The sequence below is a fragment of the Citrobacter sp. R-1.5.2 genome, assembly GCF_035064245.1.
Taxonomy (GTDB): Bacteria; Pseudomonadota; Gammaproteobacteria; order Enterobacterales; family Enterobacteriaceae; genus Citrobacter.
This window is the reverse complement of the sequence record NZ_JASEYC010000003.1, coordinates 179,957-203,725: the sequence shown is the minus strand read 5'-3', so window position 1 is coordinate 203,725 and position 23,769 is coordinate 179,957. Positions and strand designations below refer to the sequence as shown.

Here is a 23,769-nt window from a genome sequence, read left to right as displayed (position 1 = left end):
TCTTAGCGTGCCGGCTGAGTAGTCACAGTAGACTGCTCGTAGTGATAACGACCGGTTTTCAGGCTACTCGGCCCAAGGCGTGCGAACTTGAACATCAGGTACAGTTCAGCCACCAGGAACAGGGTATACAGGCCGCAAATCAACAGCATCGAGAAGATGAGATCACCCGCAGTCAGCGAAGAGTTCGCCACGGCTGTCGGTAACACTTCACCTATCGCCCACGGTTGACGGCCATATTCTGCGACAAACCAGCCAGATTCAATGGCAATCCACGGCAGCGGAATAGCATACAGCGCTGTGCGCAGCAGCCATTTTTTCTCGCCGATACGATTACGAATCACGGTCCAGAAGGACACAGCAATGATAGCCAGCATCAGGATGCCGCACGCCACCATAATACGGAATGCGAAGTACAGCGGCGCAACACGAGGAATAGAGTCTTTCGTGGCTTGCTGGATTTGCGCTTCAGTCGCATCAGTCACTTTATCTGTATAACGTTTCAGCAGCAGACCATATCCCAGATCTTTCTTCATGCTGTTGAACTGGTCGCGAACAGCCTGATCGGTAGAGCCTGCGCGCAGTTCTTCCAGCAGCTGATACGCTTTCATCCCGTTACGGATACGCTCTTCGTGCTGCACCATCAGATCTTTCAGACCAATGACCGGTGTATCAACAGAGCGGGTAGCGATGATGCCCAGCGCATAAGGAATTTGAATCGCAAAATGGTTTTCCTGCGCATCCTGGTCCGGAATACCGAACAGCGTAAAGGATGCCGGTGCAGGTTGGGTTTCCCACTCGGCTTCAATAGCAGCAAGTTTGGTTTTCTGCACGTCGCCCATTTCGTAACCAGATTCATCACCCAGAACGATAACAGACAGAATGGCAGCCATACCAAAGCTGGCAGCGATAGCAAAAGAACGTTTAGCAAACGCGAAGTCACGGCCGCGCAGCATATAGTAGGAGCTGATACCCAGAACGAACATCGCGCCACAAACATAACCAGAAGCCACAGTGTGAACAAATTTCACCTGAGCAACCGGGTTGAGCACCAGTTCAGAGAAGCTCAGCATCTCCATACGCATGGTTTCAAAGTTGAAATCCGCAGCGATTGGGTTTTGCATCCAGCCGTTCGCAACCAGAATCCACAGTGCGGACAGGTTAGAACCCAGCGCCACCAGCCAGGTGACACACATATGCTGGACTTTACCCAAACGGTCCCAGCCGAAGAAGAACAGACCTACAAAGGTGGATTCGAGGAAGAAGGCCATCAAACCTTCAATCGCCAGCGGTGCACCGAAAATATCCCCGACATAGTGGGAATAGTAAGACCAGTTAGTCCCGAACTGGAACTCCATGGTCAGACCGGTTGCCACACCCAGAGCGAAGTTGATACCAAACAACTTGCCCCAGAACTTGGTCATATCTTTATAAATCTGTTTGCCGGAAAGGACGTAGACCGTTTCCATGATGGCCAACAAGAACGCCATACCGAGCGTCAGTGGCACAAACAGGAAGTGGTACATCGCGGTCAAGGCAAACTGTAAGCGCGACAGTTCGACTATATCTAACATCATGACTCCTTGCTCATCGCATGAAGACTCCGAGAGTGAACCCCGTTAGAAAGGGTCACACGCATGCCCCAATACAAATTTATTTGCTTCCTTCCCCCGCTGCTCTTTCTTCTCATTTGAAGAAAGGACAATGATGAAAAGTTACAAACATGTTAATAAAACACTCAAATTGATCCCGCAATTATATTACGCCGTAAAATCCTTACAATAAACAGGTTTTTATCGAGGTAAATTTGCATTTTTCGATAGTGATCAATTTATAGCTAATTTATCACTTTCAGACCAATTTGATCTGCAGCAATTTAACCTCATTTGGTGATGTTTACCAAGTTTTAAACATTGATTTAAATCAACTTTCAATTTTAATGTTAATAGTGTTTATCGCTAGTGCGACTAGTGAACACCATGTTAACGATATGTTTTTCAATGAGTAATTGCCGTTACTACAAATGATAGGATATTTATTTAAATCTACACGATCTTTTAACCAGTCGGCGGGACAAAATTATGGACAGATAAAGAGTCACTATTGCCGGGTAGCTCACAGTTTTTTGTTTAGCAAGTCCTGCAATCATTATTTAATACAAATTATTCATTTTAATTTTACTTATAATTAACACCACAATGTAACTATCTCAACTGGAAGCGAAGCGGCAAACATTGACCGGTGCCCTGAGGCTTGGCGATCGCCCCGCAGAGACCCACCGTTTCGCTTAAAACATCACTATAAGTTATCACTCCCTCCACAACATCACCTCTACGCCAAAGAATAACTATATTACGAACAATTCATTATCATTTTTATCTTAAATTTAACAAAAACATTTACGGCATATAAGATTAATAAATAAAAAACCGTTATGTCGTTCACAAGTTATTTAGCGAATATCATTTTTGAAATTATTAAAAACACCCCAGATAAAGCCCGCCACACAAAATAAGATTTCGATCACAAACATGGCAAGTTGTTTATTACGCAATTCGCTAATAAATAAAATAACCAATAGAAACTAGTTTATAACATACTGATTTAAATAGATTTTTATAAAATAGAAATATAACAATCATTTTATGCAGGATATTTTGAAAATAGATCAATTGCTTCCTTTTTCGCTTCCACAGAAACTCCAACCCTATTAAGAGGTTGTCACAATCCATGTTCTAAATATTAGAAATATTCTTTACTTATTGACCATCAGCCCTACAGAGGATTACCCATGAAGAAATCTACACTTGTTATTGGCGTCATCGGTGCTGACTGCCATGCAGTAGGCAATAAAGTTCTGGATCGCGTTTTTACTGCTCATGATTTTCACGTAATCAACCTCGGGGTGATGGTGAGCCAGGATGAATATATTGATGCCGCAATTGAAACAGGCGCCGATGCCATCGTGGTGTCCTCCATCTACGGCCACGGCGACATTGACTGCCTCGGCTTACGTGAGCGCTGCATTGAACGCGGCCTGGGCGACATTCTGCTGTATGTCGGCGGTAACCTTGTCGTGGGCAAACACGATTTTGCCGATGTCGAAGTGAAGTTTAAAGAAATGGGCTTCAACCGCGTTTTCGCCCCCAGCCACGACCTGGAAGATGTCTGCTCGCTTATCACTAACGATATTCACCAACACAATGGCCTCGAACAGCGTTGCCTGGAAGAGGCCATCTGATGCAAACAGTTTCTGTCGATATCGGCTCGACATGGACCAAGGCAGCCCTCTTCGCACAGGAAGGAGAGGTGTTAACGCTGGTCAATCATGTCCTGACCCCAACCACCACACATCATCTGGCAGACGGTTTTTTTGCCAGCCTGAATCAGGTGCTGAATGTTGCCGATGCTCGCCCGTTACTGAAAAGTGGTGAAGTGCAGTTGAAGTACTCCTCCTCAGCCAAAGGTGGACTCGCCGTTGCAGCAATGGGGCTGGTGCCTTCCATTACGCTGGAATCGGCGAAAGTTACCGCTCACTCGGCAGGAGCGAAAATCGCGCAATATTATTCGTACAAGCTGAACCGTCATGACATCCAGGAGCTGGAATCCGTACCGCCAGATATCCTGTTGTTTACAGGGGGTACAGATGGCGGTGAAGAAAGCTATGGATTGGCCAATGCGCGTGCACTGGCGAATTCGAAGCTTGATTGCGCCATCATCTATGCCGGAAACCGTGATATTCAGGACGAAATACAAACGATTCTGGGTCACAAAGATCTGACCACGGTAGACAACATCCTGCCGGATCTCGATCACCCGAATCCGTTTGCCGCTCGTCAGGCCATTTGCGATGTGTTCTTGTCACGCATCGTAAAAGGTAAAGGTCTTGACGTCATCGTGGGTGAAACAGGCGAAGACCCCATGCCGACGCCGTGGACGGTGTATGAACTGGTAAAAGCAATTAGCGATTACGACAGCGCATGGAAGGAATTCATGCTGATCGATATGGGTGGCGCCACCACGGATGTCTATTCAGCCAGCGCGAATACCCTCTCCCCCGATACTGTCCTGCATGGTGTCCCTGAACCTTTCGTCAAACGTACCGTTGAAGGTGATTTGGGCATGCGCGTTTCCGCCGTCGTGGTGGGAGAAAGCACGCAGGATATGGTGAAAGTTGTTTTCGCCCAACAGCCACAACGTGAGGAGGCGTTTTATCGCTACCTGCGCCATCTGGTTGGGCAGCCGGACTACCTGCCGGTCAACGAGGAAGAGAAATATTTCGACACTCTGTTAGCCGGTTTGTGCGTGGGCTATGCCGCTGAGCGCCACGCGGGCACTAAGAAGCAGGTTTGCACCTGCGTCGGTAACGTGGATTTACAGATGGGTCGCGATCTCACCACCGTACGGAAAGTTGTCGGTTCAGGTGGATGGCTCTCTCGCGCCAGCCAGTTCGATATTCATAACTGGCTCAAATACCGGGAGCTGGACGACCAGGGTAAAAGAATTCTGTTACCGAATCAGTTTGAGTATTACCGCGATTCATATGGCCTGCTCCCTCTACTGGCAAACGTCGCCAGGCTGTACCCGCAAGCCGCTGCTCGCACCAGCATTCAGTGTTTAACCCTACAAAACTAAAGGCAGCTACGAATGGAACTTCGAAATAAAAAATTGACCCACGACGAATTCATGACCGAAAGGCATCAGGTATTGCAAACCTGGGAAACCGGCAAAGACGTTGAGAACTTCGAAGATGGCGTGAAGTACCAGCAATCAATTCCAGATTCAAAACGCTTCTCCCTCGCGCTGTTGAAGGCCGACCAGGAAGGTAAAACGCTGAGCCAACCGCGTGCGGGCGTCGCACTCATGGATGAGCACATTGAGCTGCTTAAAACATTGCAGGAAGAATGTGACCTCCTGCCAAGTACAATCGATGCCTATACCCGTCTGAACCGCTATGAAGAAGCGGCTGTCGGGATCCAAAAATCTATCGAGGCGGGCACCTCCAAACTGAATGGTTTACCCGTCGTCAATCATGGGGTTGCTGCCTGCCGCCGTATGACTGAGTCGCTGGAGAAACCAATCCAGGTCCGCCACGGTACGCCAGATGCACGTCTGCTGGCAGAAATCGCCATGGCCAGTGGCTTTACCAGCTACGAAGGTGGCGGTATCTCCTACAACATCCCTTACGCCAAACGCGTCACTCTGGAAAAATCCATTCGTGACTGGCAGTACTGCGATCGCCTGATGGGACTGTACGAAGAAAATGGTATTCGCATCAACCGTGAACCGTTTGGTCCGTTGACCGGCACCCTGATCCCGCCGTTTATGTCCCACTCGGTGGCGATTATCGAAGGTCTGCTGGCACTGGAACAAGGCGTGAAGTCCATTACCGTCGGTTACGGCCAGGTCGGTAGTTTGACGCAGGATATCGCCGCCATTCAGGCACTGCGCGAACTGTCCCACGAATACTTCCATAACCACGGCTTCGATGATTATGAGCTGAGTACCGTATTCCACCAGTGGATGGGCGGATTCCCGGAAGATGAAGCAAAAGCCTTCTCCGTTATCGCCTGGGGCGCTGCGGTTGCTGGCATGTCCGGTGCCACAAAAGTCATTACCAAGAGCCCGCATGAAGCCTTCGGCATCCCAACCGCCGCGGCTAATGCTCAGGGTCTTAAAGCGTCACGCCAGATGCTTAACATGGTTAGCGACCAGAAATTCCCACAGTGCGCTGCCGTGGAACAGGAAGTCGAACTGATTAAGAGTGAAGTCCGCGCAGTACTGAAAAAAGTCTTCGAGCTGGGTAATGGCGACATTGCACGCGGTACGGTACTGGCTTTTGAAGCCGGTGTTCTGGATGTCCCCTTCGCCCCAGCCGCTTGCAACGCAGGCAAAATTCTGCCGGTGCGCGATAACACAGGTGCTATCCGTATTCTCGAAGCCGGTGCAGTTCCACTGCCGAAAGACATTCTCGCGCTGCACCACGACTACGTCTCAGAGCGCGCACATTTTGAAGGTCGCAAACCTTCTTTCCAGATGGTCATTGATGACATCAACGCCGTATCCCACAGTAAATTAATAGGAAGACCATAATGAAAATCAAACAGGCCCTTTTCACCGCTGGCTACTCCTCATTTTATTTTGACGATCAGCAGGCCATCAAAAACGGCGCAGGTCATGACGGCTTTATCTATACCGGCGATCCGGTAACGCCAGGCTTTACCTCCGTGCGTCAGGCTGGTGAATGCGTATCCGTCCAGCTGGTTCTGGAAAACGGCGCGGTCGCAGTGGGTGATTGCGCTGCGGTGCAATATTCAGGTGCCGGCGGCCGTGATCCGCTGTTCCTGGCTGAGAACTTCATTCCATTCCTCAACGATCACATCAAACCGCTGCTGGAAGGTCGTGACGTTGATGCATTCCTGCCGAATGCCCGTTTCTTTGACCAACTGCGTATTGACGGCCACCTGCTGCATACCGCCGTTCGTTATGGTCTGTCTCAGGCACTGCTTGACGCGGCGGCACTGGCCACCGGTCGTCTGAAAACTGAAGTGGTATGCGACGAGTGGCAACTGCCGTGCGTACCAGAAGCCATTCCATTATTTGGTCAGAGTGGTGACGACCGCTATATCGCCGTCGACAAAATGATCCTCAAAGGTGTGGATGTCCTGCCGCATGCGCTGATCAATAACGTTGAAGAGAAGCTGGGCTTTAAAGGCGAAAAACTGCGTGAGTATGTGCGTTGGCTGTCTGACCGTATCTTAAGCCTGCGCACCAGCGAGCGTTATCACCCGACGCTGCATATCGATGTGTACGGCACGATCGGCCTGATTTTTGATATGGACCCGGTGCGTTGCGCCGAATACATCGCCAGCCTGGAAGCCGAAGCGCAAGGCCTGCCGCTGTACATTGAAGGTCCGGTTGATGCCGGCAACAAACCGGATCAGATCCGCATGTTGACCGCCATCACCAAAGAGCTGACCCGTCTGGGCTCCGGCGTGAAAATCGTGGCTGATGAATGGTGTAACACCTACCAGGACATCGTGGACTTCACCGACGCGGGCAGCTGCCACATGGTGCAGATCAAAACCCCGGACCTGGGCGGTATTCACAACATCGTTGATGCGGTGCTGTATTGCAACAAACACGCCATGGAAGCCTATCAGGGCGGTACCTGTAACGAAACCGAGATCAGTGCTCGCACCTGTGTCCACGTCGCACTGGCCGCACGCCCAATGCGCATGCTGGTAAAACCGGGTATGGGATTCGATGAAGGTCTCAACATCGTGTTTAACGAAATGAACCGCACCATCGCGCTGTTGCAAACTAAGGATTAAGAGATGGCACGCACATTTAAGATCTTATCGCCTACGGCTATCCTGGGTTATGGCTTCCCGGAAGAGAGTTTTCGTAAAGCCATGGAAGAGTCACCGGATCTTATTGCTGTTGACGCAGGTTCCTCCGATCCTGGCCCCCACTACCTGGGGGCAGGTAAACCCTTCACTGACAGGGCTGGGGTAAAACGCGATCTGCGCTATATGATCGTGGCGGGCGTTAAGAACAACATCCCTGTGGTTATCGGCACCGCCGGTGGTTCCGGTGCTGCTCCGCATTTGGAGTGGTGCCGCCAGATAATCCATGAGATTGCCCAGGAAGAAAAACTGTCTTTCTCCATGGCGCTGATTCCGTCTGATGTTGATAAAGACGTGGTTCACCAGGCGCTGGATAACGGCAAAATCACCGCGCTGGATTTCGTGCCTGAGTTAACGCACGAAGCCATCGAAGACAGCACCTACATCGTCGCGCAGATGGGGGTCGAACCTTTCCAGCGTGCACTGAAAGCGGGTGCACAGGTTGTTCTGGGCGGACGCGCTTACGATCCAGCCTGCTTCGCGGCGCTGCCGATTATGCAAGGCTTTGATGAAGGTCTGGCGCTGCACTGCGGTAAGATCCTTGAGTGTGCTGCCATTGCAGCAACCCCTGGCTCCGGCTCGGATTGCGCAATGGGGATCATCGACGACAACGGCTTTACGCTGAAGGCGTTCAATCCAAAGCGTAAGTTCACCGAAACCTCCGCTGCGGCGCATACCTTGTACGAGAAGTCCGACCCGTACTTCCTGCCGGGACCCGGCGGTGTACTGAATCTGAAGGCATGTACTTTCACCGCAGTTAACGAAGGTGAAGTGTATGTCAGCGGTTCGCGTCATGAAGAAACGCCGTATGCACTGAAACTGGAAGGCGCACGTCAGGTTGGCTTCCGCTGCCTGACTATCGCCGGGACGCGCGACCCGATAATGATTGCCGGTATCGACACCATTCTCGAAGAAGTACAGGCAAGCGTGGCACGTAACCTCTCACTGAATGATGACAGTATCCGCATGACGTTCCACCTTTACGGTAAGAATGGCGTGATGGGCAATCATGAACCGATGAAAACCGCCGGTCATGAACTGGGGATTTTACTGGACGTTGTCGCGCCAACGCAGGATATCGCCAACAGCGTTTGCTCGCTGGTGCGCTCTACCCTACTGCACTACGGCTATGAAAATCGTATTGCGACCGCGGGCAACCTCGCTTTCCCATTCTCGCCATCTGATATTCAGAGTGGGCCGGTGTATGAGTTCTCGATCTATCACCTGATTGAAGCCAGCGATGCACTGCGGTTTGATTTCCACATTGAGCAGGTGACGCCAGAAGGAGTTCAGGCATGAAACAATCAATTTGTTCACTGGCGCAGGTCATTCGCTCCAAAAATGCCGGACCGTACGAACTGGTTTTAGATATTTTGTTTAAAACCCGGGAAGACTATCAGCGGGTAAAGCGTTCGGAGCAATTAACTCCGCAACTTATTGCTGGGTTATATAATGTTGAACCTGATTTTATTCACAATATTGTCTGGTTTGATCCCGCTAACGCAGTAAAAATTGTCATGCCGCGCGATATTATTTCCGGCAATGTCGGTGACAATGATGTTTATGGCGCGCAGCAACACGCACCATTATTAAGTATTGAATTCGATCTGTAACAAAAAAACACAATAACAGCCATTGGAGCACAGAGTTCAGCGGTATCACAGTGCTTCGAATATTCATGCGGTTGGTCACAACAGGCGTGCGTCTGAACTGCTGTCCGGGCTCAGGCACACGCCACCCTACATTATTCCAATTACCAGCCTTTATCCGATGGAGTACACATGAAGAAAATTAGTTTAACGAAGATGATCATATTAGGCCTGATACTCGGCATGATTGCCGGGGTGGCCATTAATAATATGGCCGCGGCTGAAACAGCAAAATCATATGCACAGGATATTTCCATTTTCACCACTATATTCTTACGTATGGTGAAGATGATTATTGCGCCATTGGTTATTTCAACTCTGGTTGTCGGTATTGCCAAGATGGGCGATGCCAAAACGCTGGGTCGTATATTTTCTAAAACCTTTTTCCTGTTTATTTGTGCCTCACTGCTGTCGATCGCATTGGGTCTGGTTATCGTTAATATCTTCCAGCCGGGCGCAGGCATCAACTTTGTTGCTCATGACGCAGGCGCTGTTGCCGCTGTTAAGTCAGAGCCGTTCACGCTGAAAGTCTTTATCTCACATGCCGTACCAACCAGTATCGTTGACGCAATGGCGCGTAACGAAATTCTGCAGATCGTGGTGTTCTCCATTTTCCTCGGTTGCAGCCTGGCCGCCATCGGTGAAAAAGCCGAGCCTATCGTTAAGGTTCTGGATTCGCTGGTACACGTCATGCTGAAGTTGACAGGCTACGTCATGCTGTTTGCCCCACTGACCGTTTTCGCGGCTATTTCCGGTCTGATTGCCGAGCGTGGTCTGGGTGTAATGGTCAGTGCCGGTATCTTTATGGGCGAGTTCTACCTGACACTGGGTATGCTGTGGGCAATTCTGATTGGCCTGTCAAGCATGATAGTCGGGCCTTGCATCGCACGTCTCACCAAATCAATCTTCGAACCGGCGCTGTTGGCCTTTACCACGTCCAGTTCTGAAGCGGCCTTCCCTGGCACGCTGGATAAGCTGGAAAAATTCGGCGTATCGTCAAAAATTGCCAGCTTCGTTTTGCCGATTGGTTACTCCTTTAACCTCGTCGGTTCCATGGCCTATTGCTCCTTTGCCACCGTCTTTATTGCCCAGGCGTGCAACATTGAGCTGAGCATGGGCGAGCAAATCACCATGCTGCTAATCCTGATGCTGACCTCAAAAGGGATGGCGGGTGTGCCACGTGCATCCATGGTGGTTATTGCCGCTACGCTGAACCAGTTCAACATTCCGGAAGCCGGTCTGATCCTGCTGATGGGCGTCGATCCGTTCCTCGATATGGGGCGTTCAGCCACTAACGTCATGAGTAATGCCATGGGTGCTGCCATTGTAGGTCGCTGGGAAGGTGAACACTTTGGTTCAGGCTGCCGCGGAACAGCGCCAGTCAAAACACCGGAGCAAGACCGCCCGGTTACCGAAACAGAGGTCGCGTTGTCCTGATAGCAGAAGGACGACTAGTCGTAGGCCGGATAAAACGCGCCAGCGTTGCCATCCGGCAATTATACCGTGTTAACGCCGGATGGCGGCGTGAACGCCTTATCCGGCCTACAGGATAGTTTTCCCAACAACATCAACAGGAACGCACAATGAACAAAACAATTATCGGCGTGAGTCTCTTTGCTTTCAGCGTCTTGTTTAGCTCTGCCTCATTCGCGCAAACCACGCCGGACTACGCAAAGCTAATAGAGCAGGCACATCAGAAATACAAAAGTAACAATGATGGAAAAGTCGCCGACTATATCCCTGCCCTGGCGAGCTACAGTCCCAATAATTTTGCCATCACCATTGCCACAGTAGACGGAAAAATCTACCAGGTGGGTGATGTTAAAAAGCCCTTCCCGATGGAATCCCTGAGTAAAGTCTTCACCATGGCGCTCGCCATGGAACAGCATGGTCCTCAGGTTGTTCTGGATAAACTCGGGGCCAATGCTACCGGTATGCCATTCAACTCAGGCTTAGCCGTTGAACTGACCAAAGGCGCGCCGGAAAACCCGCTGGTTAACGCTGGCGCAATGAGCACCGTTAGCCTGATTGAAGCCAAAGACAAAACCGATCGCTGGAACAAAATCCTCAACAACCTGAATGTCTGGGCGGATGCCTCACTGACGGTCAACGAACCGGTATTCAAGTCCGAGATGGAAACCAATCAGCACAACCAGGCACTGGCGAAGCTGATGGAGTCCTACAACAGTTTCTACGGCAACACAGAGGAAGCGGTAGAAATTTATACCCGCCAATGCTCAGTGGACATCACCGTTGAGCAACTGGCCAAAATGGGTGCCGTACTCGCGAACAAAGGCAAGTCGCCCTTCAACGGTAAGCAGTTGCTGAATGAACGCTATGTGCCACAGGTGCTGGCTGAAATGGCAATTGCCGGGCTGTACGACGGCAGCGGCAAATGGCTGTACAGCGTCGGTATTCCGGCGAAAAGCGGCGTTGGCGGCGGAATGGTTGCGGTAGTGCCCGGCAAATATGCGATTGCCGTCTATTCTCCGCCGTTGGACGAAGCCGGTAACAGCGTTCGTGCCCAGAAAACTATCGAATATGTCGCTGACGAGACCAAAGCCAATGTCTTTTTAGCAAAATAACTCTATGCCGGATGGCGCTTCGCTTATCCGGCCTACGATTAGCACATTTATTTACGCCGTCATCCGGCAAAAATGAAGAGGTGAGAAGTAAACATGTCTAAACCATTTGTCTGGCAGGAACTCTTTGTTCAGAGTAAAGATAATACCGAATATGAATTGCTCAGTAATCAACACATTACTGTGACGGAGTTAGACGGAGAGGAAGTTATTAAGGTTGCGCCGGAAGCGTTAACCTTGTTAGCACAGCAGGCATTTTATGAGGCCTCATTTTTCCTGCGCGCCGGACATTTGAAACAGATTGCCAGCATTTTGCACGATCCACAGGCCAGCAGTAATGACAAGTATGTCGCATTACAGCTGCTGCGCAATGCCGAAGTCTCAGCCAAAGGCGTACTACCAAACTGCCAGGACACCGGTACCGCCACCATTGTCGCCAGCAAAGGCCAGCAGGTCTGGACCGGTGGCGATGATGCCGAAGCATTAAGCAAGGGTGTATATACCACCTTTACGGAAAGTAACCTGCGCTATTCACAAAATGCCCCGCTGGACATGTATAACGAGGTCAATACCCAGACCAACCTGCCTGCACAAATCGACATCAGCGCGACGCCGGGTAGCGAATACCGTTTCCTGTTCGTCAACAAAGGTGGTGGCTCTGCTAACAAAGCCGCGCTGTTCCAGGAAACCAAATCTATTCTGCAGCCGGAGAAATTGACGGCTTTCCTGATCGAAAAAATGAAATCGCTGGGCACTGCCGCTTGTCCGCCGTACCACATCGCCTTTGTGGTTGGCGGATTATCTGCCGATCAGTCGCTAAAAGTTGCGAAGCTGGCATCGACCAAATATTACGATAACCTGCCCACCAGCGGGAATGAACTGGGCCAGGCATTCCGCGATACAGCACTGGAAGCCGAACTGCTCAATGCCAGCCGCGAATTTGGCATCGGCGCGCAGTTTGGTGGCAAATACTTTGCCCACGACATTCGTGTTATTCGTCTGCCGCGCCACGGTGGCTCCTGCCCTATCGCCATGGCGCTCTCCTGCTCGGCTGACCGCAACATCAAGGCTAAAATTAATAAACACGGTATCTGGCTGGAGAAACTCGAACATAACCCAGGTAAGTTTATTCCCGACTCTCACCGCGTTGAAAACACCGCCCAGACGGTACAGCTCAACCTCGATCGCCCGTTGCGTGACATTCTTAATGATTTGTCAGCTCTGCCCATTGGTACCCGCCTGTCGCTTAGCGGCCCGATTGTTGTCGCTCGCGATATCGCCCACGCAAACATTAAAGCGCGTCTGGATAACGGCGAACCGATGCCGGAATACATGAAAAAGCATATCGTTTATTACGCAGGTCCCGCCAAAACCCCGGAAAATCAGGCCTGTGGATCAATGGGTCCGACCACCGGCGGGCGTATGGATGGGTATGTCGATGCTTTCCAGGCACAAGGCGGCAGCCTCATTATGCTCACCAAGGGTAACCGCAGCCAGCAGGTTACTGATGCCTGCCACAAACACGGTGGATTTAGCCTCGGCAGCATCGGCGGCGCAGCGGCTCTGCTGGCACAGCAATATGTGAAGAGCCTGCACTGCCTTGAGTATCCCGAACTGGGCATGGAAGCGGTCTGGATGATGGAAGTTAAAAATATGCCGGCCTTCGTCTTAGTGGATGACAAGGGCAATAACTTCTTCAGTCAGTTTGAGCAGCAGCATCGCTGCGCAACCTGCCCGGCGGGGCATTAAGGAGCTATCATGGAAGCGCGAGCCAACAATGACCGACATCGTCAGCGTCAGCAGAAGCTAAAAACGCAGGTCGATACCCGCGTGGCGGCAGCAACCGAGAAAAAAGGGATTCTGATTGTCTTCACCGGCAATGGTAAAGGGAAATCCACCGCAGCCTTCGGCACGGCGACGCGCGCGGTTGGTCACGGAAAAACCGTTGGCGTCGCGCAGTTTATTAAAGGCCAGTGGGATAATGGCGAGTACAACACACTGCACCCTCTCGGCGTGGAGTTTCATATTATGGGTACCGGTTTTACCTGGGAAACCCAGAACCGGGAAGCCGATATCGAGGCGGCCACGGCAGTGTGGCAGGAAAGTAAGCGCATGCTAGCCGATGCGCATTATGATCTGGTCGTACTGGACGAACTCACTTACATGTTGGCTTATCACTATCTGGATACTCAGGAGGTTATCAGCGCCATCGAAAATCGCCCTGCCGACCAGAGTGTGATAGTCACCGGGCGCGGTTGCCATGCGCTGTTACTTGAACTTGCCGATACGGTCAGCGAGCTTCGCCCGGTTAAACACGCTTTTGATAGCGGCATTCAGGCACAGCCAGGTATCGACTGGTAATCGCTCCTTTGCCCGATACCGATACGCGTATCGGGCAAATACCTGTAGGCCTGATAAGGTGCAAGCCGCTATCAGGCAGCCGACACCACGGATTTATTTAGCAACCAGTTGCGGAAGATCTCCAAATGCAGGGACTCTGATTTCTCCTCCCGCCACGTCATGATAAATCGATTCCCGGTACGCATTGGAACATCGCAAGGAATCACCATATCTCCACTATCCAGATCGTGCTGAATGGCAAAACGGGGTAGCAATGCGACACCAAGGTTGGAGCGTACCGCCGCAATCAGCATCGACAAGAGATCAAATCGCGGACCTTTATTCACCAGCGGACTGCTGACATCGGACAGCGCAAACCATTCCTGCCAGCCTTTGATGCGGGTGCTTTGATGCAATAGCGGGTATTCGTTCAGCAGTTCATCGACGGACAGCTTCCGGTCCGGTTCGGCAAGCAGGCAACGGCTGCACACGGGCAGAATTTCCTCTTCGAACAGGTACTCGACCCCCGACCACGGAGAGTAAAAATCTTCCCGCATGATCGCTGCGTCATATTCCCGGTTAAGAAAATCGCCAATATTCGCCAGAGAATGAATGTTAACGATAATATCCGGATTGAGTTTATTGAACTCACGCAGGTTTGGGATCAGCCAGTGCGTACTGAACGTCGGGTTAACCGCCAGTTCGATCACTTGTACGGTCGGCTGCCATGTCATGATCGTCGTCGTGTCTCGTTCAAGCTTGTTCAGTGTCTCTTTAACGATAGTTAAATAGTGTTTGCCTGCCGCATTTAAAAAAATGCGTTTTTTGGCATGATTAAATAGCGCTGTATTAAGAAAATCCTCTAGCGCATTCACCTGGCGGAAAACAGCACTTTGTGTTAAAGCCAGCTCTTCAGCTGCCCGGGTATAACTTTCGTGACGCGCAACCACTTCAAAAGTTACCAGCAACTCCGTTTTGGGTATTTTTCCTCTCATAACCTCTTCCATATGCAGCGTACAAAAATAGTTTAATTTATAAAAAATAATTCATGTCACCCGAGTAAACATCGAGTGTTATATTTTATTTCAGGCATTGATGTCATTGATCCAATCCATGATTTGTTCATACTGATGGCGGATAAATATTAACCAATAATACTCAAGCACAACAATAAACACAATTTAATTAAGGTTAAATTCAGACACATAGCGCCAATAAGTTCTTAATAATTTTTCAAGTCATCTTGTTTATTGTGGAAAAAACTTTGCGAGATTAATCAATATTATCCTTGCGATAATTTAGGAAAATTTAGCGTTATAACTTACAGGCAAACGACTGCTTTTAATCATTCTCCGGGGTGGTTCTGCCTTTTTTTGTTAGACGTGATAAAGGACACAATGTGAAAACTTTCGGAAAGGTCTGGCTCGTTGGCGCAGGTCCCGGTGATATTTCATTACTCACCCTCAAAGCAGTGATGTGCATTAAACAAGCGGATGTCATTATTTACGACAGGTTGGTCAATCCTAAGATTCTGGAATGGGCATCCGCTGACTGTGAGCTTATCAATGTCGGTAAGAATCCAGGATTTCATTGCGTTCCGCAGGATGAAATCAATGCGCTTCTCGTTCAGTATGCCCAGACGCATCACAATATCGTGCGCTTAAAAGGCGGCGATCCTTACGTATTTGGTCGTGGTGCCGAAGAAGCTGAAGGGCTTATCGAGCCGGGGATTCCTTTTGAAGTCGTCCCCGGTATCAGTTCAACCATTGGGGGATTAACCTGTGCCGGGATCCCGGTAACACATCGCGATTACGCCTCTGGTTTTCACGTGGTGACCGGCCATACACGCGAAGGTAACCAGCAACAGGACTGGCGCCAGCTGGCCAAACTGAACGGTACATTGGTTATCGTCATGGGTATCGCGAATCTGGCATTCATCTGTGAAGAGCTACTGATGGGCGGAAAACCGGCGGAGACACCCGCGGCCATTATCATGTCCGCGACCCGGGAGAATCAGCGCCGACTGACCTGTACTCTCGGATCGTTACTGAGCAATGCGCAGGAAGCCAACATTACGCCGCCTGCACTGGTCGTCATTGGCGATGTCGTCACGCTGAGCGATCGTTTGTCTTTCATTCCTGCCGCTATCGAACTCCCTGAACATCTTTACTGCGAGAGTCTGGCGTGACGAAAAGACTGGGGTGATGTTTGATGCGCCGCCCGGAAAACGCGACAAAAATAACTGGTTTGTGCGTACTGAAGTTTCCGGGCAATACTGTCTATTGAATGAACAGGATCATGTAATAACTCCCCCGCCTTTTGCATTTTTTTCTGATTTACCCAGGTTTTAAAATTAACACCCTGACGCTTCTTAAAAAATCGACTAAAATAATTTGCACTTAAACAGACATGTGCTGCCACAGACTCCAGGGATAAGTCACTATACAAGTTTTCATCAATATATCGCAGTGCCGCCAGTAGTTTTTTCTCATGACGAGAAAGCTCCGTTAAATAGTGCCGGACGCTACTTACCGGTTTATCAAATACCACTTCAGATTGTTTTTCTTCTCTCTCAAAATTATTAACAATAAAATGCAATAAATTAGCCGATGCCACCAGCGTATTATTCTCAACCGCAACAAGCTGATCCCACTCGGTTTTTATTTCAGGATCGCCCATCCACCGTAATTCATCTTCAACGACGATGGTTTTATATTCCTGGTACTTAGTCCGAACCTGACCACAGATAATAAAACCATGCAGATTCCCCTCATAAATTAATGGCATGGAGAATAAACTTAACCCTGCATGGCAGCTGAATATTCTGGGTTTACACTGTTTCAGTGCCTCAAAAGCACACTGTTTATCGCATGCCTGGCAACCAACACTGTAACGTTTATTCGCTCTCATCAGCTTACAGAATGAATTAAAGTTATGGCAATCAGAGAGTGCTCTGCCTGTAACATCAACGACTACCGTTGCTAACCCCGTCGCATTGGAGAAAACTTCTGCTATAGAGAAAAAACATGGTAAGTAATCATCCTGAATTTTCAGCGACACATCATCCTCCAACCTTAATATGACTAAAGGCGGTAATATGCAAAATCCAGGCAAAAGAAAGAATGATGCTCGCCGCAAAAAATAATCTCATTTGTGAAGATGAATGTGATCAAATTGCATGATGCGGGATGACAGAAAATAAAAAAGGCCATCAATAGATGGCCAACCATGTCGAAAACGAATCAGTCTTGCTTCCTTCGCGTAACAGCAGTTTTCTGCTACGCGAAAGAGTCGGACCTTATACTGCTTTTTGAGAATTACTTAATTACCGCTTTCAGCGCTTCGCCGATATCGGCCAGACTACGCACGGTTTTCACACCAGCAGCTTCCAGCGCAGCGAATTTCTCATCCGCTGTCCCTTTACCACCCGCGATGATTGCGCCCGCGTGCCCCATACGTTTGCCTTTCGGCGCGGTCACACCTGCGATGTAACCCACAACCGGCTTAGTCACGTGATCTTTAATGTACGCAGCCGCTTCTTCTTCTGCGCTACCGCCGATCTCACCGATCATCACGATCGCTTCAGTCTGCGGATCTTCCTGGAACAGTTTCAGGATGTCGATAAAGTTAGAGCCTGGGATCGGGTCACCGCCGATACCGACACAGGTTGACTGGCCAAAACCGTAGTCGGTGGTCTGCTTAACCGCTTCATAGGTCAGCGTACCGGAACGGGAAACAATGCCCACTTTACCCGGTTTATGAATGTGGCCCGGCATGATGCCGATTTTACATTCGCCCGGGGTGATAACACCTGGGCAGTTCGGGCCGATCATGCGTACGCCAGCTTCATCCAGTTTCACTTTCACGGTCAGCATATCCAGCGTTGGGATACCTTCGGTGATGGTAATGATCAGTTTGATGCCTGCATCGATAGCTTCCAGGATGGAATCTTTGCAAAACGGTGCCGGAACGTAGATAACGGTGGCGGTTGCGCCGGTCGCTTCTACGGCTTCACGTACGGTATTGAATACCGGCAGACCCAGATGCGTGGTGCCGCCTTTACCCGGTGTAACGCCACCGACCATTTGCGTACCGTAAGCAATAGCCTGTTCAGAGTGGAATGTCCCCTGGCTACCGGTGAAGCCCTGGCAGATAACCTTGGTATCTTTATTAATTAAAACTGACATTATTTCCCCTCCACTGCGGCAACAACCTGCTGAGCTGCATCCGTCAGACTTTTCGCTGCAATAATATTCAGGCCGCTGTCAGCCAGTTTCTTCGCGCCGAGTTCGGCGTTGTTGCCTTCCAGACGCACAACAACAGGAACGTTTACACCTACTTCTGCTACCGCACCGATGATACCGTCAGCGATCAGGTCGCAACGTACGATACCGCCGAAGATGTTAACCAGTACGGCTTTAACATTGTCATCAGAGAGGATAATTTTGAACGCTTCGGTTACACGCTCTTTGGTCGCACCGCCGCCAACATCCAGGAAGTTCGCTGGTTCACCGCCGTGCAGTTTAACGATATCCATGGTGCCCATTGCCAGGCCCGCACCGTTAACCATACAACCAATGTTGCCGTCCAGTGCGACGTAGTTCAGTTCCCACTGTGCAGCCTGCGCTTCACGCGGATCTTCCTGAGACTGGTCGCGCATTTCACGCAGGTCAGCCTGGCGGAACAGCGCGTTGCCGTCAGCGCCCAGTTTGCCGTCGAGGCAGATCAGATCACCCTGTTTGGTCACAACCAGCGGGTTGATTTCGATCAGCGCCAGATCGCGCTCCAGGAAGATAGTCGCCAGACCCATGAAGATCTTGGTGAACTGCTGAACCTGTTTACCTTCCAGACCCAGTTTAAACGCCAGCTCGCGCCCCTGGTAAGGCATCGGACCTGCCAGCGGATCGAGCGCCACTTTGTGGATCAGGTGCGGGGTTTCTTCCGCTACTTTTTCGATTTCCACGCCGCCTTCGGTAGAGGCCATGAAGACCACGCGACGGGAGCTACGGTCAACCACTGCGCCGAGGTAAAGTTCTTTACCAATGTCGGTCGCGGCTTCAACCAGAATCTGGTTTACCGGTTGGCCATGGGCGTCTGTCTGGTAAGTGACCAGACGTTTACCCAGCCAGTGTTCAGCAAAAGCGCGAATGTCTTCTTTGCTATTAACAACCTTCACACCGCCCGCTTTACCACGGCCACCAGCGTGAACCTGACATTTTACTACCCACGGGCCTGCGCCGATTTTAGATGCGGCTTCTTCGGCTTCACGCGGAGTAGTACAGGCATAACCCACCGGTGCCGGTAAGCCATAGCGGGCAAAAAGTTGTTTTGCCTGATATTCATGTAAGTTCATGTGTTCTGTCCATCCTTCAGGTAATCGTTATCTTTTACCCGTAGGCCTGATAAGGCGTCCAGGCCTACGGGGCAGGTGATACTCTTTTTGGTTACACGTCCAGCAGCAGACGTGTTGGATCTTCCAGCAACTCTTTAATGGTTACCAGGAAACCTACTGACTCACGACCATCGATCAGACGGTGGTCATAAGACAGCGCCAGATACATCATCGGCAGGATTTCAACCTTACCGTCTACCGCCATCGGTCTGTCTTTGATGGCATGCATACCCAGGATGGCACTCTGCGGCGGGTTGATGATAGGCGTAGACATCAGGGAACCGAACACACCACCGTTAGTGATGGTGAAGTTACCGCCCGTCAGATCTTCAACCGTCAGCTTGCCGTCACGACCTTTTACTGCCAGTTCTTTAATATTCTTCTCGATGTCGGCCATACCCAGCAGATCAACATCACGCAGTACCGGGGTAACCAGACCACGCGGCGTGGAAACCGCCATGCTGACATCAAAGTAATTGTGATAAACCACGTCATCACCATCGATAGACGCGTTCACTTCCGGATAGCGTTTCAGCGCTTCAACAACGGCTTTAACGTAGAAAGACATAAAGCCCAGACGGATACCATGGCGTTTCTCAAACGCGTCACCGTACTGCTTACGCAGGTCCATGATTGGCTTCATGTTGACTTCGTTGAAGGTTGTCAGCATCGCGGTAGAGTTTTTCGCTTCCAGCAGACGCTCAGCCACGCGCTTACGCAGACGGGTCATCGGAACGCGTTTTTCACCACGTGCGCCCAGTGCAGGCTGTGCCGCAGGTGCTGCGGCCGGTGCTTTCGCTTCAGCTTTCGCCGCCGGCGCTTTAGCCAGATGTTTTTCAACATCTTCACGCGTAATACGTCCACCGACGCCTGTGCCGTTGATAGCGCTGGCTTCGAGGTTGTGCTCACCCAACAGGCGACGGATTGCCGGGCTCAGGGCATCGTTGTTCTGCTCGGCGAGGGACGCCTGCTGGCGCTGCGCCGGAGTAGAATCTTTCTCTTCAGACTTGGCGCTGGTCTCTTTACCGGCGCTGTTGCCTTCACGCAGGCGACCGAGGATCTGGCGAGAAGTTACCGTTGTCCCTTCATCTTCCAGGACCGCATCAAGAATACCGTCCGCTGATGCCGGTACTTCCAGTACCACTTTGTCAGTTTCGATTTCTACCAGTACTTCATCACGACGTACTGCATCGCCCGGTTTTTTGTGCCAGGTTGCAACCGTTGCATCCGCTACGGATTCAGGCAGGTCGGGAACAAGAATATCTACGCTACTCATTATTTATCCTTTATTTAATCGACGTTCAGCGCGTCATTTACCAGATCTTGTTGCTGTTTCTGGTGAACGGACATATATCCTACTGCCGGAGAGGCAGAGGCCGGGCGACCTGCATAACGCAGAGCTGACCCAAATGGAATTACTTCACGGAAATGATGCTGGCTGCAGTACCATGCGCCTTGGTTAAGCGGCTCTTCCTGGCACCAGACAAAATCATGTACATGAGCAAACGGTTTCAGCGCTTCCTGCACCGCTTTATGCGGGAATGGATAGAGCTGTTCGATGCGTACAATGGCAACATCTTTTTGGCCATTCTTACGGCGTTGCTCCAGCAGGTCGTAATAAACCTTACCAGAACACATTACGACACGCTTCACGGCTTGTGGATCAAGTTCATCAATCTCACCAATGGCTGGCAGGAATGTGCCGTTCGCCAGTTCGTCGAGCGTAGACACCGCCAGCGGATGACGCAGCAATGACTTCGGTGACATCACCACCAGCGGACGACGCATACCGCGCAGCGCCTGACGACGCAGCATGTGGTAAACCTGTGCCGGCGTAGATGGGACGCAAACCTGCATGTTTTGCTCAGCACAAAGTTGCAGGTAACGTTCCAGACGCGCAGAGGAGTGCTCCGGTCCCTGACCTTCATAGCCATGCGGCAGCAGCATCACCAGACCACACATGCGGCCCCATTTCTGCTCGCCGGACGAGATGAACTGGTCGATAACCACCTGCGCACCGTTGGCGAAGTCACCAAACTGCGCTTCCCAGATGGTCAGGGTACGCGGTTCAGCCGTGGCATAACCGTATTCAAATGCCAGCACCGCTTCTTCAGACAGTACGGAGTCCCATACGCGGAACGTCCCCTGCCCGTTATGCACATGCTGCAGCGGGGTGTAGGTTGAACCGTTCGCCTGGTTATGAATGACCGCGTGACGGTGGAAGAAAGTACCGCGGCCGGAGTCTTCACCCGACAGACGTACCGGAATGCCTTCGTCTACCAGCGTGGCATAAGCCAAATTCTCTGCGCCACCCCAGTCGAACAGCTTCTCACCTGCCGCCATCGCCTGACGATCGCCATAAATCTTGGCAACGCGCGACTGCATTTCAACCGCTTCTGGTACGGTACTGATGCGTTTGGCCAATTCCTGCAAACGCTTCATTTCAACCTTGCTTGGGTAATTTTCATCCCACTCGTGGTTGAGGTACGGTGACCAGGTGAAGGAGTGCATGTTCATTGGACGCCACTCTTTCACGACACATTCGCCAGCATCCAGCGCATCACGATAGAGGTTGACCATTTCGGTCGCATCTTCCAGCGTGGCAACTTTATCGGCTTCCAGTTTGTCAGCGTAGATTTTGCGCGGGGTCGGATGCTTTTTGATTTTCTGATACATCAGTGGCTGGGTTGCGCTCGGCTCATCGGCTTCGTTATGGCCGTGACGGCGGTAGCACACCAGATCAATGAAGACATCACGTTTAAAGGTATTACGGAAATCCAGCGCCAGACGGGTAACGAAAGCAACCGCTTCCGGGTCATCCGCATTCACGTGGAAGATCGGCGCCTGAACCATCTTACCGATGTCGGTGCAGTATGGTGTAGAACGTGCGTCCAGCGGGTTAGAGGTGGTGAAGCCCACCTGGTTGTTGATGACGATGCGAACGGTACCGCCCACTTCGTAACCACGCGCTTTCGACATGTTCAGGGTTTCCTGAACCACGCCCTGTCCGGTCACTGCCGCATCACCGTGAATCGTAATCGGCAATACTTTATTGCTGCTTGGCTCGTCCAGACGATCCAGACGCGCACGTACCGACCCGATAACCACCGGGCTAACGATTTCAAGGTGCGACGGGTTAAACGCCAGCGCCAGGTGCACCAGACCGCCTTCGGTTTCGATATCTGATGAGAAGCCCATGTGGTACTTCACATCGCCGGTGCCGAGGTGTTCTTTATGTTTGCCTGCGAATTCGTCGAACAGTTCCTGCGGGCGTTTACCCAGCACGTTAACCAGTACGTTCAAACGACCGCGGTGCGCCATGCCCAGAACCACTTCACGGGTTCCGCTGTTACCGGCGTGGCGGATCATTTCTTTAAGCATCGGGATTAACGCATCGCCACCTTCCAGTGAGAAGCGTTTTGCCCCTGGGAACTTCGCACCCAGATAGCGTTCCAGGCCTTCAGCTGCAGTCAGTTCACTGAGGAAGCGTTTCTTCTCTTCACTACTGAATGCGGCACGCCCGGACTCGATACGCTGCTGAAGCCAGCGTTTCTCTTCGGTGCTGGTGATGTGCATATACTCGGCGCCAATCGGGCCGCAGTAGGTTTGTTTCAGTGCGACAACCAGGTCGCTCAGCTTCATGGTGTCTTTGCCACCGGCAAAAGAACCTACGTTAAAGCTTTCCTGAAAATCAGCGTCGGTCAAATCGTGGAAAGACGGATCCAGATCGGCCACATTTTCTTGTTGCCACAGCCCCAGCGGATCGAGGTTCGCATGCTGGTGACCGCGGAAACGATAGGCGTTAATGAGCTGCAGGACTTTAACCTGCTTCACATTGGCATCAGGGTCGGAAATAGAAGAAGAGTAACGTGGGGTAATCAACGCCTGTCGACGGAAATAATCACGTGTTTTTGAGTGGAGTTGATCCGGTTTGACTCCGGTACCAGGTAACTGCTGGAACGTCGAACGCCAGTTAGCATCTACCGAGTCAGGGTCGGTTAAGAAGTCTTCATAGAGCTGTTCTATCCAACTCTGGTTAGAACCGGAGAGGTAAGAAGAGTCCAACCAGGCTTTCAAAGCGCTGTTCTGCATCGTGATCCCTTAAGCATTTGTATGCTTACTTCGCCGTGGATACTACCACGCACACCGATGTGCGTGCCGGGGTTCACTTGCGAGCTCTTTTTGTTTGGCTCGCGAAGGAACCTTTAAAAACTGTCAGAGATAAGGGGCAGTTTTTAGAGGTTTCCTACATTAACGATTCGCCTGATGGCGCTTCGCTTATCAGGCCTACAAGGTACATAACCCGTAGGCCGGATAAGACGGTACGTCGCATCCGGCAACCATTGCCTGATGGCGCTTCGCTTATCAGGCCTACAAGGTACATAACCCGTAGGCCGGAT

At 50.9% G+C, this 23,769-nt stretch carries 18 protein-coding genes; 11 read left to right on the top strand and 7 right to left on the bottom strand.

Annotation, left to right across the window (positions count from 1 at the left end; translation table 11 throughout):
• Positions 1-2: 2 nt before the first annotated feature.
• Complete coding sequence (gene cydA, locus QMN38_RS07885; protein ID WP_137381347.1) at positions 3-1,571, bottom strand: cytochrome ubiquinol oxidase subunit I; 1,569 nt, start codon at positions 1,569-1,571, stop codon at positions 3-5.
• A 1,217-nt stretch (positions 1,572-2,788) separates the two neighbouring features.
• Here cydA and glmS point away from each other — a divergent pair.
• The 10 genes from glmS (at position 2,789) to cobO (ending at position 13,998) form a co-directional block, all read left to right on the top strand.
• Positions 2,789-3,238 carry a methylaspartate mutase subunit S gene (gene glmS, locus QMN38_RS07880; protein WP_137381330.1) on the top strand — a complete coding sequence of 150 codons (450 nt, stop codon included), beginning with the start codon at positions 2,789-2,791 and terminating at the stop codon, positions 3,236-3,238.
• The gene (gene glmL / locus QMN38_RS07875) at positions 3,238-4,632 is read left to right on the top strand and encodes a methylaspartate mutase accessory protein GlmL (protein WP_271442704.1); all 1,395 of its coding nucleotides are present in this window, start codon (positions 3,238-3,240) and stop codon (positions 4,630-4,632) included. The genes glmS and glmL overlap by 1 nt, the downstream gene beginning before the upstream one ends.
• A gap of 12 nt (positions 4,633-4,644) precedes the next feature.
• The gene (locus tag QMN38_RS07870; protein ID WP_271450205.1) at positions 4,645-6,090 is read left to right on the top strand and encodes a methylaspartate mutase subunit E; all 1,446 of its coding nucleotides are present in this window, start codon (positions 4,645-4,647) and stop codon (positions 6,088-6,090) included.
• The gene (locus QMN38_RS07865; protein WP_137381333.1) at positions 6,090-7,331 is read left to right on the top strand and encodes a methylaspartate ammonia-lyase; all 1,242 of its coding nucleotides are present in this window, start codon (positions 6,090-6,092) and stop codon (positions 7,329-7,331) included. Before QMN38_RS07870 ends, QMN38_RS07865 begins: the two co-directional genes overlap by 1 nt.
• Positions 7,332-7,334: 3 nt before the next feature.
• Positions 7,335-8,705 carry an acyclic terpene utilization AtuA family protein gene (locus QMN38_RS07860; RefSeq protein ID WP_137381334.1) on the top strand — a complete coding sequence of 457 codons (1,371 nt, stop codon included), beginning with the start codon at positions 7,335-7,337 and terminating at the stop codon, positions 8,703-8,705.
• Positions 8,702-9,019, top strand: coding sequence for a DUF4387 domain-containing protein (locus QMN38_RS07855; RefSeq protein WP_005122536.1), 318 nt, complete (start codon positions 8,702-8,704; stop codon positions 9,017-9,019). Before QMN38_RS07860 ends, QMN38_RS07855 begins: the two co-directional genes overlap by 4 nt.
• Before the next feature lie 168 nt (positions 9,020-9,187).
• Entirely contained in the window at positions 9,188-10,492 is a 1,305-nt protein-coding gene (locus QMN38_RS07850; RefSeq protein ID WP_271450206.1) for a dicarboxylate/amino acid:cation symporter, read from the top strand.
• Positions 10,493-10,638: 146 nt separating this feature from the next.
• Positions 10,639-11,640, top strand: coding sequence for a glutaminase A (gene glsA, locus QMN38_RS07845; RefSeq protein ID WP_271456745.1), 1,002 nt, complete (start codon positions 10,639-10,641; stop codon positions 11,638-11,640).
• Between the two features lie 93 nt (positions 11,641-11,733).
• Positions 11,734-13,386: a class I fumarate hydratase gene (locus QMN38_RS07840; RefSeq protein WP_271450208.1), complete on the top strand. Its 1,653-nt coding sequence runs from the start codon at positions 11,734-11,736 to the stop codon at positions 13,384-13,386.
• A 9-nt stretch (positions 13,387-13,395) separates the two neighbouring features.
• Complete coding sequence (gene cobO, locus QMN38_RS07835) at positions 13,396-13,998, top strand: cob(I)yrinic acid a,c-diamide adenosyltransferase (RefSeq protein WP_271450209.1); 603 nt, start codon at positions 13,396-13,398, stop codon at positions 13,996-13,998.
• A 71-nt stretch (positions 13,999-14,069) separates the two neighbouring features.
• On the opposite strand, the gene QMN38_RS07830 is transcribed toward cobO, so the two are convergent.
• Positions 14,070-14,972, bottom strand: a complete 903-nt coding sequence (locus tag QMN38_RS07830) for a LysR family transcriptional regulator (protein ID WP_137381339.1) — start codon at positions 14,970-14,972, stop codon at positions 14,070-14,072.
• Between the two features lie 404 nt (positions 14,973-15,376).
• Here QMN38_RS07830 and cobA point away from each other — a divergent pair, with 404 nt between their 5' ends.
• On the top strand, positions 15,377-16,165 hold the full coding sequence (cobA, locus tag QMN38_RS07825; RefSeq protein ID WP_271456746.1) for a uroporphyrinogen-III C-methyltransferase: 789 nt from the start codon (positions 15,377-15,379) through the stop codon (positions 16,163-16,165).
• On the opposite strand, the gene QMN38_RS07820 is transcribed toward cobA, so the two are convergent.
• The 5 genes from QMN38_RS07820 to sucA all read right to left on the bottom strand — a co-directional run bounded on the left by QMN38_RS07820 (position 16,144) and on the right by sucA (position 23,461).
• The gene (locus QMN38_RS07820; RefSeq protein WP_323604797.1) at positions 16,144-17,037 is read right to left on the bottom strand and encodes a PocR ligand-binding domain-containing protein; all 894 of its coding nucleotides are present in this window, start codon (positions 17,035-17,037) and stop codon (positions 16,144-16,146) included. The two genes, cobA and QMN38_RS07820, sit on opposite strands and share 22 nt — an antisense overlap.
• Before the next feature lie 257 nt (positions 17,038-17,294).
• Positions 17,295-18,164: a succinate--CoA ligase subunit alpha gene (gene sucD / locus QMN38_RS07815; RefSeq protein WP_005122544.1), complete on the bottom strand. Its 870-nt coding sequence runs from the start codon at positions 18,162-18,164 to the stop codon at positions 17,295-17,297.
• The gene (sucC, locus tag QMN38_RS07810; RefSeq protein WP_003022927.1) at positions 18,164-19,330 is read right to left on the bottom strand and encodes an ADP-forming succinate--CoA ligase subunit beta; all 1,167 of its coding nucleotides are present in this window, start codon (positions 19,328-19,330) and stop codon (positions 18,164-18,166) included. The genes sucD and sucC overlap by 1 nt, the downstream gene beginning before the upstream one ends.
• Before the next feature lie 91 nt (positions 19,331-19,421).
• Positions 19,422-20,645, bottom strand: coding sequence for a 2-oxoglutarate dehydrogenase complex dihydrolipoyllysine-residue succinyltransferase (gene odhB / locus QMN38_RS07805; protein ID WP_271450211.1), 1,224 nt, complete (start codon positions 20,643-20,645; stop codon positions 19,422-19,424).
• A gap of 14 nt (positions 20,646-20,659) precedes the next feature.
• Positions 20,660-23,461 carry a 2-oxoglutarate dehydrogenase E1 component gene (sucA, locus tag QMN38_RS07800; RefSeq protein WP_271442215.1) on the bottom strand — a complete coding sequence of 934 codons (2,802 nt, stop codon included), beginning with the start codon at positions 23,459-23,461 and terminating at the stop codon, positions 20,660-20,662.
• Positions 23,462-23,769 lie beyond the last annotated feature (308 nt).